This is a genomic window from Polyangium mundeleinium (assembly GCF_028369105.1).
GTDB lineage: Bacteria > Myxococcota_A > Polyangia > Polyangiales > Polyangiaceae > Polyangium > Polyangium mundeleinium.
This window is the reverse complement of record NZ_JAQNDO010000001.1, coordinates 12,984,939-12,997,518: the sequence shown is the minus strand read 5'-3', so window position 1 is coordinate 12,997,518 and position 12,580 is coordinate 12,984,939. Positions and strand designations below refer to the sequence as shown.

The 12,580-nt window shown below is 70.1% G+C and carries 9 protein-coding genes; 6 read left to right on the top strand and 3 right to left on the bottom strand.

Features of this window, described 5'->3' with window-relative positions; all coding sequences use genetic code 11:
• Positions 1 to 78: 78 nt before the first annotated feature.
• Together POL67_RS51500 and POL67_RS51495 are read left to right on the top strand one after the other, a co-directional pair.
• Positions 79 to 1,116, top strand: a complete 1,038-nt coding sequence (locus tag POL67_RS51500) for a hypothetical protein (RefSeq protein WP_271930221.1) — start codon at positions 79 to 81, stop codon at positions 1,114 to 1,116.
• Between the two features lie 22 nt (positions 1,117 to 1,138).
• Complete coding sequence (locus POL67_RS51495) at positions 1,139 to 2,656, top strand: serine/threonine-protein kinase (RefSeq protein WP_271930220.1); 1,518 nt, start codon at positions 1,139 to 1,141, stop codon at positions 2,654 to 2,656.
• 80 nt (positions 2,657 to 2,736) lie between these two features.
• On the opposite strand, the gene POL67_RS51490 is transcribed toward POL67_RS51495, so the two are convergent.
• Together POL67_RS51490 and POL67_RS51485 are read right to left on the bottom strand one after the other, a co-directional pair.
• A complete protein-coding gene (locus tag POL67_RS51490; protein WP_136933489.1) occupies positions 2,737 to 3,510 on the bottom strand; it encodes a Stp1/IreP family PP2C-type Ser/Thr phosphatase in 774 nt (257 codons plus the stop codon).
• A 166-nt stretch (positions 3,511 to 3,676) separates the two neighbouring features.
• Positions 3,677 to 4,981, bottom strand: a complete 1,305-nt coding sequence (locus POL67_RS51485) for a S1C family serine protease (RefSeq protein ID WP_271930217.1) — start codon at positions 4,979 to 4,981, stop codon at positions 3,677 to 3,679.
• 282 nt (positions 4,982 to 5,263) lie between these two features.
• Between POL67_RS51485 and POL67_RS51480 the strand changes: the two genes are divergently transcribed.
• The 4 genes from POL67_RS51480 (at position 5,264) to POL67_RS51465 (ending at position 11,807) form a co-directional block, all read left to right on the top strand.
• The gene (locus tag POL67_RS51480) at positions 5,264 to 5,821 is read left to right on the top strand and encodes an RNA polymerase sigma factor (RefSeq protein ID WP_232379900.1); all 558 of its coding nucleotides are present in this window, start codon (positions 5,264 to 5,266) and stop codon (positions 5,819 to 5,821) included.
• A gap of 4 nt (positions 5,822 to 5,825) precedes the next feature.
• Positions 5,826 to 10,349: a VIT domain-containing protein gene (locus POL67_RS51475; protein WP_271930215.1), complete on the top strand. Its 4,524-nt coding sequence runs from the start codon at positions 5,826 to 5,828 to the stop codon at positions 10,347 to 10,349.
• Between the two features lie 82 nt (positions 10,350 to 10,431).
• A complete protein-coding gene (locus tag POL67_RS51470) occupies positions 10,432 to 10,905 on the top strand; it encodes a hypothetical protein (protein ID WP_271930214.1) in 474 nt (157 codons plus the stop codon).
• Complete coding sequence (locus tag POL67_RS51465) at positions 10,902 to 11,807, top strand: 3-hydroxyacyl-CoA dehydrogenase family protein (RefSeq protein WP_271930213.1); 906 nt, start codon at positions 10,902 to 10,904, stop codon at positions 11,805 to 11,807. The genes POL67_RS51470 and POL67_RS51465 overlap by 4 nt, the downstream gene beginning before the upstream one ends.
• 71 nt (positions 11,808 to 11,878) lie before the next feature.
• On the opposite strand, the gene POL67_RS51460 is transcribed toward POL67_RS51465, so the two are convergent.
• Entirely contained in the window at positions 11,879 to 12,556 is a 678-nt protein-coding gene (locus tag POL67_RS51460; protein WP_271930212.1) for a hypothetical protein, read from the bottom strand.
• Positions 12,557 to 12,580 lie beyond the last annotated feature (24 nt).

The following is a 12,580-nucleotide window of genomic DNA, read 5'->3' as shown; positions in this document are numbered from 1 at the left end:
TCCAGCGCGACCCGCGGTACCCTTTGGGGCATGCGGTCCGCGCTGACGCGTACGTTCTCCGCGATCACGGCTCTCGCCATGCTTGCCGCTGCATGCCCGGCACTCGCACAGGGCAAAGGCGGCAAGAAGCCTCCGGCCGAGCCTGCGGCGCCCGAGGATCCGAACCTCGTCGAAGCGAAGAAGCACATGGAGGCGGGCGCCGCCTTCTACAACGATCCCTCCGGGCACAAGTGCGAGGAGGCGTATCGCGAGTTCAAGAAGGCCTTCGACCTGTCGGGCTCGATGAACGCAGTCAAGGGCATGGGCCTCTGCGCGATGGAGCTCGAGCGCGACGGCGAGGCGATCTCCCTGCTCGAAAAATTCCTCGAAGCGAAGGGCGATCAGCTCGACCCCGCGGACAAGCAGCAGATGGAGACAGACCTCAAGGCGCTGCGCTCGGTCGTCGCGTGGGTGACGTTGAAGTCGGACAGGCCGGGCGTGACCATCACGGACGTGCGCACGCCTGCGCGCGGCTTTCCGATCACGAACCGCTACACGATCGGCCTCACGGGCACGCGCATCGGCATCCACCCCGGTACGCACGAGTTCAAGGCGAGCGTCGACGGCGCGCCGGATCAGGTGTGGAAGGTCGAGATCACGAACGGCGGCAAGTACGATCGCGAGTTCGAGTTCGACAAGGGCAAACCCGTGACGGCCGAGGGTTTTACCGAGAAGGATCTCCTCGGAGGCGAGGACAAACCCGCCGAGCAGCCCTCGCGCCCCGTACCCATCACGGTGTTCGTCGTGGGTGGCGCGGCGATCGCCGCAGGCGTGGCCGGCGCGATCGTCGGCGGCGCGCTCGCGACGGGCGCGAAGGCCGACTTCGACGCATCGAACGGAAAAGCGAACAGCAAAGAGGAGCTCCAGGTCCTCGAGGACATGCGCTCGAAGGTCGTGACGCTCAACACGGTCGCGGACGTGTGCTTCGGCCTGGCCGCGGCGGGCGCCGTGGCGGCGACGGTCCTCTTCGTCCTGCGGCCCGAGAAGAAGCCGGCCGAGCCGCCGAAGGAGTCGTTCGCCTTCGCTCCATGGGCGATACCGCAAGGCGGCGGCATGATGGCCGTCGGGACGTTCTAGTCCGAAGGGACGAGGCGCGCGTTTGGAGATCGAAACCGGCACCATCATCGCGAATCGCTACCGCGTGATCCGCCCGCTCGGGCGCGGCGGGATGGGCGAGGTGTTCGCCGCGGAGAACACACGCACCGGGCGCCAGGTGGCGATCAAGGTGCTGCACGCCGACGCGAAGACGAAGCACTCGGCCGTCGAGCGCTTCCGACGCGAGGCGCGCGCGGCGGGCTCGATCAACAGCGATTACGTCACGCAGGTCCTCGACGTCGAGGAAGACGCGAACTTCGGCATCGTGCTCGTCTTCGAACTGCTCGAAGGCGAGAGCCTCATCGATCGGCTGAAGCGCACCGGGCCGATTCCCTTCGACGAGCTCTACGTCATCCTCGAACAGGTCTGGATGGGCCTCGCGGACGCGCACCGCGTGAAGATCATCCACCGCGACCTCAAGCCCTCGAACGTCTACTTGGAGCGCCGCCCCGACGGTTCGACGAGGGTGAAGATCCTCGACTTCGGCATCTCGAAGCTGCCGAAGGAGATGGAGGGCGAGACGCTGACGGAGATGGGGCAGAGCCTCGGGACGTTCTCGTTCATGCCGCCCGAGCAGATCGGCAAGGCGAAGATGGTCGACGAGCGCGCGGACATCTACGCGTGCACGACGATGATCTACCAGTCGCTGACAGGGCAGCTCCCCTACCTCGCGAAGAACGTGCTCGTGATGGTGGAGATGAAGGCCAAGGCGCCGCCGCGCAGGATCGGCGACGCGATGGATGGCCCCATCGATCCGCGGCTCGAAGCGTTCGTCGCGCGCGGGCTCGCGCGAGACCCGGACCAGAGGTTCCAGACCGCGACGGAGGCGCTCGCCGCGTGGCGCGAGCTGAGCCCACGTTCGTCGGGGTCGTACATGCAGCCGAATGCGCTCGGGACCGCACACACGATGCCCGCGCCCTCTCACACGCCGTCGTCGCTGAGCGGCGGGCCACGCGGGACGATGCCGTACGACGTGACGCGCCACGAGCCGCACATCCGTCGCCCCGAACCTCCGCCCATCGAGGCAGAGAACACGACCGACGACGCGGCCGCGACGCTCGCGATGCCCATCGCGCGGCTCATGCCGAACCCGAGCGGAGGAGGCCCGCAGTGGCCGCCGCTGCCGCAGCCCTCGGGCTCGAGCGCGGCGCGGCCGAGCCCGTCGCAATATGGTCCGAGCTCCAACAGTTACATGGGCGCGGCAAACTCGGGGACGTACGGCGCGGTGCAGCCACCCGTGTCCGCGTCGCCGAGCGTGCCACCGGGCTACGGCTCGGCGATGCAAACGCCGATGCCGAACGCGCCGTACCCGGAGGCCTCGCAGTCCTACGCGCAGCGATCGATGAGCGCGCCGGTGCAGCAGGCCCCGTGGCAGCAGCAGACGGGGCTGCAGCCGGTCGCGACCGACCTCGCCTCGCAGCCCGCGCCGCGCCGCGTCTGGCCCTTCCTGCTCGGCGGCGTGCTGTTCGCGCTGATCGGCTTCAGCATCGTCGCGGCGATCATGCTCTCCACGGGCAAGTGATCCCCGCGCGTGCCGCGCGCACGAGCGCCTTCACGCGCCGTGGATGCGGCGCGTGTGACGTCGTCTGCGTGTGACGTGGATCAGAGCGTCCAGCGGACGAGGACGCACGTGACGTTGTCCGGTCCGCCGTTCTCGTTGGCGCGCTCGATGAGCTTCGCCGTCGCGGTCTTGATGTCGCCGTGGCGCGAGAGGATGTCGGCGATCTCGGGATCACTCACGGGGCCGGAGAGGCCGTCGGAGCAGAGCAGGTACGTGTCGTTGACGGCGGGCACCTCGAAGCGCGTGTCGACCTTGACGGTCTCCTTCATCCCGAGCGCGCGAACGATGACGTTCTTGTGCGGGAAGTTCGCGATCTCCTCGGGCGTGAGGCGCTTCATCTTGATGTAGTCGTTGAGCAGCGAGTGGTCCTCGGTGAGGCACTCGAGCTTGCCGTCGCGATGCCGGTAGACGCGGCTGTCACCGACGTGCGCGATGTACACGCCGTCGTTCGCCGTGAAGATGCCGACGAACGTCGTCCCCATGCCGCGCTTCTTCGACTCGCGCTGCGCGGTCTCGTAGATGCGCAGGTTCGCGAGCTTGATGCCCGTGATGAGGCGGTTTTCCTCGTAGCCCTTCGTGCGGTCCATCTTGTAGGGCCACGTGCGCTCGGGATCCTCCTGCGTCTGCGCGAAGAACTCTTGCATTGCATCGACGGCCATCTTCGAGGCGACCTCGCCCGATGCATGACCACCCATGCCGTCGGCCACGATGAAGAGGCCGTACTCCGCCATGATCGCGAAGTTGTCTTCGTTGTGATTACGCTTGCGGCCGACGTTCGTCTCGCCGGCTACCTCGATGCGGAGCTGTTGAGCCACGGTTCACCGAATGTGAGGGACGGAGCGGCTCGCCTTTTCTCGTTCCAGTGAGGGGAGCCGAGAGCCGCGCTGGTCATGGTCGGGATCGTTCGGCGGGGTGTCAACGAGATCCCGCGAGAGGGGTCGTCGCGGGCGTCGTTTCCAGGTTGATCAGATGGGATCGACCTTACCTCCTGCGGTCGAGCGCGTCCGCTTTGGGACGAGCTTGCGTGGGGGGCGCTGCATCGCCGAGCGTCGGGAGCTCGGCCGGGTGCGCCGGCGGCGCCTTCGGTGCGGCGCGCGGATCGGGCGCCTGACGGAGCACGACCGTCACCTGACGATACTTGCCCTGGCCAAACACCGTGAACGGCACTTTCTCGCCGACCGCGTGCGTCCGGATGACCTCCGCGAGTTGCTCGGGGCTCGTCACGGGCACGCCGTCGACGGCGACGATCATGTCGCTCACGGACGCGTCGCCGCCCTTGAGCTTGGCCTCGGCCGCGGGGCTGTCCGGATGGATGCTCTGCACACGGACGCCCTTGGCGAACATGCCGACCTCGGACGAACCCTGGATGCCGAGCCAGGCCGCAGGCTGGACCGCGGTCGGCGGGACGCTGCGGAGGAAGCTGCGGATGGCGTTGATCGGGATGCCGAACGCGACGGGCGTGCAGGGGCGACCTTCGTTCGGGGAGCAGCCGCGGCCGAGGAGGGCGACGACGCGGCCGTCCTCGTCGATGACCGGCGCGCCGAGATCGAGCGGCGAGATGCGCGAGCCAAGCTCGAAGGCGTTCGCGAGCGTGGCGTCGTCGGCGCCGAGGAGGTTTTTCCGGCCACGGATCACCATCTGCGCGACCGAGGGTTTGCCCTTGGGCCCCATCGCGAAGCCGCGGATGGTCGCGTCGGTGCGGAGCGGGTCCCGCGTGGAAGCGACGAGCCCTTCGGTCCAGCGCCCCGACTGCGGGATGAGCAGCGCGAGGTCCCACGTGCGATCATGGTGGCCGAGCTTGACGCGGACGACGGCGCCGTCGGCGAAGCGCGCTTCGAGATCGTTGCCCGAGCCGAGCGGCGAGAGCGCCGCGAGGATACGACCGTCACCCGCGAGCGTGACGCCAAGCGAGATGGGCTGGCCGGCGCGCTCGATCGCCACGACGCCACGAAGCGCCTTCTCCTCAACGGAGGGTTCCTTCTTCGCGTTCGGATCCGCGGGCGTGTTGGGTTCTGCGGCGGGCGTGGACGCAGGCGGGATGGCGGCGGGCAGTTGCGGGGGCGGCGCGACGCGGCGCGGCGGCGCGTTCGGCTGAGGCCGAGCGACCGGCGGGGCTTCGACATCGGCCGGGGCGACCGCGGGCGCCGCCTGGGCGAAGACCGCCGTCGGGGCCATGAGCGCGAGGGCGGCGAGGCAACCCGCGATCGACCAGCGTTGACGATTCTTCACGCCGGAGGTGTGACCGAACGCGGGGGACTTGGCGGGCGAGGCGGGGAAATTCGTCATGGGAGGCGCTCCTCGAAGCTCGTCGGCGAGATCGGCGCTCGCGCGATGATGTAGCGTGGACGGGGGCGCTGCAAAGGTCGCGCCGTGGGCGGCCCGGCCGCCGGCAGGGGCCGGCGATCTCGATCGATCCTACCACGGCGCGGGGCGGGGCGCTCCGGGTCCACGCGACGTCGTTGGACGGGGGTCCGCGGGATTCGCTTCGGTCGCGGTCACAAAAGAGGAGCTCCGAGCAACATGGCAGGCGAAGAGGCAACCATGGCCCCGGGTCTGGCACGTGCAGAAATGAAGGAAGGCCGATCGCACGCCGAGGAGGCGCGCGACATCGAGGAGCTCCTCGCGGCGGGCAACCATCGCGAGGCGCTCGCGCGGTGCGCCCGGGTCTACGCAACGCCGATCGGTCGGCTTTGCATGGCCTTCACGGGCTCGCAAGCGGACAGCGAGGAGCTCGTGCAAGAGACCTTGCTGGCCGCGTACGACGCGTTCCCGACGTACCGAGCGGAAGGAAGCGTGCGGGCGTTCCTGTTCGGGATCGCGCGTCGGATCTGCGGTCGGTTCTCCGAGACGCAGGCGCGGCAGAAGGCGCGGCTCCGGCTGGTGCACGACACGTCGTCGGGACGCGCGGACGCGGGCGAGCTCGCGCTGGAGAAGGAGAGGGCGACGCGCGCGCGCGACGCGCTCTCGAAGCTCAAGCCGAGTGAGCGGGAGGCCTTGGTGCTTCGGTACGACGCGGGGCTCAGCTTCCGAGAGGTGGCCCAGGCGTGCGGGATCGACGAGGCGGCGGCGCGCAAACGCGTGAGCCGCGCGCTCGGGAAGATGCGGGCGGAGATCGGCGAGGAGTGAAGCGATGAGCACGAGCGAGACGAACGTGGGTGGGCTCTGCCGCGAGGTCGAGGAGCGAATCGCCGAGGTGCTGGACGGCTCGGCGCCGAAGGAGCTCTTCGATCACATCGCCGACTGCGACACGTGCCGGGACCTGCGCTACGACGCGGAGCGCACAGCGGAGTTCGTGGGGCACGCGGGTGGCGATTTCCGGGCCGACGCAGGCTTCGCGGACAAGGTGCTCGCGCGGCTCGACGTGGAGAACTTGAAGCCGCCGGCCGGCGTGGCGCCGAAGAGCGTGATCGCCGAGGATCGGGTCGCCGAGCCGAGGATCACGGACATCGCGACGGCGAAGACCGAGGTCGCGAGCGCGACGACGGAGAGCGAGCCCCCGCGGACGCGGACGAACACGTTGGTGTCCAAAGGTTCGGAGCGCGGACTCGATGAGTCGCAGCCTTCGCCGACGGTGAACGACGAGGTGAAGGCGGCCGAGCCCACGCAGGCGATCACGGAGCGGGATACGCCGCGCTCACGCGCGCCCGAGGCGAAGAGCGCGACGACAGGAGCAGCGCGCACGGCACCTCCGCAGACGACGAAGGGCAACGAGGGGGGCAAGGTCATCTCGCTCTTTCGCCGCCCGAAGTTCGTCGCGGGGCTGCTCGGCGCGATGGCCGCGGCGGCCGCCGCCGGGTTCTACCTGAAGGGACAGAAGCAGGGGCCGGAGGAGCCGAAGCTCGAAGCCGCGTGGTCGGGCAAGATCGACTCGATCGCGCGCGCGTCCGCCGACAAGGAAGGCGGGCTCGAAGCGTGCGACGCGAGCGGCGCCTGCAAGCCGGTGAAGCCGGGATGGGCGTTCAAGAACGACACGACGCTGCGCACGGACGCGCGCACGCGGGCGTACGTCTCGCTCGCGGACGGCTCGCAGCTCGCGATCGATCGAGGCTCGTCGATCTCGCTCGAAGGCGGCAAGGTGCGTCAGGCGAAGCTCGTGGAAGGGACGATCGTCGCCGACGTGGCGAGCCTGAAGGGCGCGCCTTCCGCGAAGATCGGCGTCGGCGACGGCGAGGTCGAAGTGCTCGGGACGAAGCTCGTCATGACGGCCGGCAAGGGCCGCGCGAGCGTCGAGGTCGCGCGCGGGGTGGTGCGCGTGCGGTCGGCGTCGGGCAAGGCGGTGGACGTGCGCGCAGGCGAGGAGGCGACCATGGAAAAAGGTCGCGAGCCGCTCGTGGCGAGCTCGTCGAGCGTCGCGGACTCGCTCGAGTGGAGCGATCGATCGCCGGAGGAGCTCGACGCGCCTGTGCTGCGCGGGCTCGGGGAGCTTCGCGCGCGCAAGCCCGGCCAAACCAAGGAGAAGGACCACGCGGTGCGGCTCGCGAAGCACTCGGTGAAGGTGCGCATCGTGGACGTCGTGGCGCGGACCGAGGTCGACGAGACGTTCACGAACGACACGGACGAGGAGCTCGAAGGCATCTTCCGCTTCCCGCTGCCGCCGGGCGCGCAGATCGAAAAACTCGCGCTGGAGGTGGACGGCAAGATGATGGAGGGCGCGTTCGTCGACCGCGACAAGGGCGCGGCGATCTGGCGCGGCGTCATCCAGAACGCGGCGCCGAAGACGCCCAAGCCGCGCGAGGAGATCATCTGGGTGCCGGGGCCGTGGCGGGATCCGGCGCTGCTCGAGTGGCAACGCGGCGGACGCTTCGAGCTCAAAATTTTCCCGATCCCGAAGCGTGGGTCGCGTCGCGTGGTGCTCACGTACACGCAGACCGTGGACCAGGCCGCGGGCGTCCGGCGCTTCACCTACCCGCTCGCGCACGATCCGAGCGGGACGACGAAGATCGACGCGTTCGACCTCGACCTGCAGGTGCTCGGGCACGACAAGGAGTTCGGCGTGCAGACACGCGGCTACGAGCTCTCTCCCTCGGGCGGCGATGCAGCAGCCGAGCGGCGCACGCTGAGCGCGACGGGGTTCGTCCCGGCGGGTGATCTGACGGTCGAGTACGCGCTCCCCGATCGGGATCGCGAGGCGACGGCGTGGGCGTACCGCATGGAGCCCACGAGCGCGTCGCTGCTGGAGGAGCCGAAGGACGGGCCTGCGGCGACGAAGGCGAAGACGACCGAGGAGAAGGACGCGGCCGCGGCGGCGCGCGCCATCGCGTTCGATTCGTCGCCGTACGTGGCGATCGCGCTCCGGCCGAAGCTGCCGCGATGGCAGGAGGCGAAGGAGCGCGTGCACGCGATCGTCGTGGACGCGAGCCGGTCGATGGTGGGCGAGCGTTTTTCGCGGGCAACGCGGCTCGCCTCGACGATGGTGCGCGAGATGGATCGGCGCGACTCGTTCGTGCTGCTCGCGTGCGACACCGTGTGCCGGCCGATGACGCAGGACGGGCGCAGCGGTTTGCCCACGCCGAGCGCGCCGGGTGCGGCGGCGGCGGGCGAGGTGGAGCGCTTCCTCGGGAGCGTCGAGCCGGACGGCGGCAGCGACATGGCAGCAGCCGTGAGCGCGGCGCGCAGCGCGGCGGGCTCGCTCGGCGGCAAGGAGCTCCGGATCCTCTACCTCGGCGATGGTACGCCGACCGTGGGCCCGACGCGGCCTTCGCACATCGAGGCCGCGGTGCGCAGTTCGCTGCCGGGCAGCGATGGATCGGTCGTGTCCGTGGCGATGGGCGCCGACGCGGATCTGACCTCGCTCGCGGCGCTCGCGCGCGGCGGCGGCGGCGTCGTGGTGCCGTACGTGCCCGGGCAGAAGGTCTCGTCCGCGGCGCTCGAGGTGCTCTCCGCGGCGTACGGCGTGACGCTGCGGGATCCGGAGATCGAGCTGCCTTCCGGGCTCACGCAGGTCACGCCCGGGCGGCTCGATCCGATCCGCGCCGGCGGCGAGACGTTCGTCGTGGCGCGCATGTCGAGCGGCGACGCGATCGAAGGGGCGATCCGGCTGCGCGGACGCGTCGCGAGCGAGCGGTTCGAGCAGACGTACCCGATCAAGATCCTCGCGACGTCGAGCGCGGGCAACGCGTTCGTGCCGCGGCTTTACGCCGCCGCGAAGATCGCGGAGCTCGAGAACACGGGCGGCGCGGCGAGCAAGCTCGCGTCGATCGAGCTGTCGAAGCGCTTCGCAGTCGCGAGCCGCTTCACCTCGCTGCTCGTGCTGGAGAGCGAGGCGATGATGAACGCGTTCGGCCTCGAACGAACGCGCGTCGCGCCGACGTTCACGGGCGAGGAACTCGCGAAGAGCTCGAACGCCGACGCCGAGGGCGAGGAGAAGGCCGCCGACGAGGCGAAGCAGGAGGCAGAGACGGAGGCCTCGGCAGACCTCGACACGCGTGGCCCTGCGAAGGGCAAACGAGCCGAGTCGGCTCCCGCGGCGGAGGCCCCGTTCGACGCGTTTGGCGACGACAGCGCCGCCCCGGTCGGCGCTGCGCCGAGCATGCCCTCGCCCCCGCCGGCGCCGACCGCAACAATGGCGGCGCCAGCGCCGAAGCCCGCGTCCAAGACCGGGGGAGGCGGATGGAGAGGCCGCAGCGCCGACGAGGATATCGGCAGCACCAGCAGCGGATGGAGTGGCACGCGACGGCCCTCGCAGCGCCTGGTCCCGATGCGCAAGATCTTTGAACGCAAAGGATCGTTCGAGGCGCTGAACACGCTCGCCTCGCAAAACGCCACGAAGCTGCTCGCCGCCGAGAACGCCTTCGCGAGCACGCCCGACAGCCGCGACAAGACCGTGGAGCTCTTCGCGCTCTACGCGACGGCGGGGCGCCTCGGCGAGGCGCAGGAGCTCACGGCGAAGTGGAGCGGGCGCGACGCGCTCGATCCGGATGCGCTCACGGCGCGCGCGGATCTCGCGGCGCGGCAGGGCGACAGGGAGCGCGCGATCCGGATCCTCGGCGGCCTCGCGGACGTTCGTCCGGGCGATCGCGCCACGCAGACGCGGCTCGCCGAGATGCACGAGGCCTCGGGCAACCGCGCCCTCGCCTGCGAGCACCGCATCGCGCTCGCGGACATGGCGCCCGGCGAGGCGAAGCTCGTCGCGGACGCGGTGCGCTGCGCGAACACGCTCGGCATGACGGAGCTCGCGAGCCTGCTCAAGCTCGACGCGAGCGAGTCGGTGCGGAGCTCGATTGACAAGCTGCTCGCGCAGCCCGAGACGCCGGCCGCGTCCTTGCTGCGCGGTGACATCCAGGTCACGGCCGAGTGGACGGGCGGCGTGGACCTCGACATCGGGCTCATCGACGCGCAGGGCCGCCGCACCTCGTGGCTCGGCTCGGCCGGCAAGGCGCTCGTCAACGCGCGGGACGTGACGAGCACGCGGACCGAGGCGCTCGGGCTCGTGAACACGCCCTCGGGCAGCTACGTGGTCGAGATCGCCCGCGCGTCGGGCGCGGACCAGAACATCCCGGTGCGGGGCGAGCTCGTGCTCAAGCTCGCGGGCGAGACGCGGAAAGTGCCCTTCGTGCTGACGGGTCCGCGCGCGGAAGTCGGGACGATGCGGGTGTTCTTCACCTCCCGCCTGGTCCCGGTCACGGACAGGCCCTTCAATCCCTGGGGTCCGTGAAACGGAAAGCCCCCGGAGCGCGCATCGTCCGGGGGGCTTCCCATGGACTTCGGGCCGGAAGTGGGGCATTCCCTCCCCCACCATGAGCGCAGCGCACGACGCCCACGGAGCTCACGCCGCGGGCCACCACGCCTCCCACGATCACGATCACTTCGACAACGATCCCGTGCAGGAGCTGCCGGCCGACGAGCCGCGCACGCCCACGTGGATCCCGATCGTGGGGCTCTTGTTGTTCTTCTTCGCGGGCACCGCGTGGCTGCTCTCGGGCAGCGGCGACGAGGCCCAGCCGAAGGCCGATACGGCGCCCGCCCAGGCCGCGCCGCAAGCCGCGCCGCAGCCGCAAGCCCAGCAGCCTCAAGTGCAGCCCGCGCGCTTGCCGCCGGTGGTGCCGCAAGCGCGGCCGGCGCCGGCGCCGCTCGGCTCGGGCGCCCTGCGACAGCTGACGCCCGATCAGGCGAAGCAGATCCAGCAGCAAATCGAGGCGCTCCGCGCGAAGCAGCAGCAGGGCGGCGCGCCGCAGCCGCAGCCGCAGCCGGCGCAACCGGTGCCGCGATGAGCGAGCTCGTGCAGGCCTCGGACGTGCGTCGCGTCGTGGTCCTCGGCGCGGGCACGATGGGCCAGGGCATCGCGCAGGTGATGGCGCAAGCCGGGTACGTGACGCATCTCTACGATGTCGATGGGGCGCGGATCGGGCGCGCGATCGAGTCGATCAAGCAGGCGACGGATCGGCTCGTGCAGAAGGGCAAGATGCTGAACGAGGCGCGCAGCGAGCTCATCGGCGCGCTCGTGCCCACGTCCGATCTCGCCCAGGCGTGTAACGACGTGGACCTCGTGGTCGAGTCCGCGCCCGAGCAGATGGAGCTCAAGGTCGGGCTGCTCCGCGAGGTGAAGGCGCTCGCGCCGGAGCGCGCGATCCTCGGGACGAACACGTCGAGCTTGTCGATCACCGAGATCGGCACGCGCACGGCCGCCGCGGCGCGCACGATCGGCCTGCACTTCTTCAACCCGCCGCCCGTGATGGAGCTCTTGGAGGTCGTGCGCGGGCTCGGCACGGACGAGGGCGTCGTGGCGACGAGCCTCGCGATCGCCAAGCGCATCGGCAAGACGCCGATCGTCGTGAACGACATGCCTGGCTTCGCCACGAGCCGCCTCGGCGTGGTGATCGGCGCGGAGGCGATGCGCATGCTGGAGAGCGGCGTGGCCTCAGCGGAGGACATCGATCGGGCGATGGAGCTCGGCTACCGGCACCCGATGGGCCCGCTCAAGCTGACCGACCTCGTGGGCCTCGACGTGCGGCTCATGATCCTCGAGCACCTGCACCGCGAGATCGGCGAGCAGTTCCGGCCGCCCGCGATCCTGCGGCAGATGGTGCGCGCGGGCAGGCTCGGCAAGAAGAGCGGCGAAGGGTTTTACCGCTGGACCGAGTCGGGCCCGGTGCCCATCGTGCACAAGCGCTGAGACGACCCGACAAACACGAAGGCCCGCTGGTTTCACGCCAGCGGGCCTTTTCGTTTGGGCTCAACGGTTCTTTACTTGTTGAGCTTGTCCTTCTTGGCGTTCTCTTCCGCCTCTTTTTCACGCTCGGCCTGGCGCTTCTGGATGCGCTCCTTCACGGCGGCGTAGTCCTTCTCGTCCTTCACGCGGCGGTCGATGACCTTCTGCCGCTCCTCGGGCGTGCCCGGATACCCCTTCGCGTCGGCCTGGTCCTTGAGGAACTGGGCGTACTTCGCCCACGCCTCCTTGCTCACGTCGAGCTTGCGCTGCCGCTCGCGTAGGTCGGCCAGGACGAAGAACACCTTGGACTTGAGATCCGCAGGGCCGTCCTTGTTCAGCGCGACGTTCCACACGGCCTCGGCCTCCTCGGGTTTGCCCGCGGCGAGCTGCGCCTCGCCGAGCCGGTAGAAGCCGAGCATCTTCGATGAGTCGATCTTGATCGCGTCCTGGAACGCCGTCACCGCGCTCGGGAAATCGCGCGCGACGAACGCGTCCTCGCCCTTCTTGATCGCCTCCATGTACGGGCTCAAGCCCTTCTTGTTCTCGGGATCCTTGAGCGGTCCCGCAGGCGCCGCGGGGGCCGTGGGAGCCGCCGCGCCCGCAGCAGGCTTGGCCGCGTCGGGCTTCGGAGGGGCCGCACCCTGGCCGAGCGCCGTTCCGGCGAGCGCGAACGAAGAGATCACGAGGGAGGCAACGATCAAACGGCTTGCCATGGCCCGAGCAGCCTACCTCAGCCC

Bases quoted from the DNA above. Each gene is read 5' to 3' on its own strand.
- POL67_RS51465 (WP_271930213.1), top strand. From the start codon at position 10,902: ATGAGCGAGCTCGTGCAGGCCTCGGACGTGCGTCGCGTCGTGGTCCTC.
- POL67_RS51460 (WP_271930212.1), bottom strand. From the start codon at position 12,556: ATGGCAAGCCGTTTGATCGTTGCCTCCCTCGTGATCTCTTCGTTCGCG.
- POL67_RS51475 (WP_271930215.1), top strand. From the start codon at position 5,826: ATGAGCACGAGCGAGACGAACGTGGGTGGGCTCTGCCGCGAGGTCGAG.
- POL67_RS51470 (WP_271930214.1), top strand. From the start codon at position 10,432: ATGAGCGCAGCGCACGACGCCCACGGAGCTCACGCCGCGGGCCACCAC.
- POL67_RS51480 (WP_232379900.1), top strand. From the start codon at position 5,264: ATGAAGGAAGGCCGATCGCACGCCGAGGAGGCGCGCGACATCGAGGAG.
- POL67_RS51485 (WP_271930217.1), bottom strand. From the start codon at position 4,981: ATGACGAATTTCCCCGCCTCGCCCGCCAAGTCCCCCGCGTTCGGTCAC.
- POL67_RS51500 (WP_271930221.1), top strand. From the start codon at position 79: ATGCTTGCCGCTGCATGCCCGGCACTCGCACAGGGCAAAGGCGGCAAG.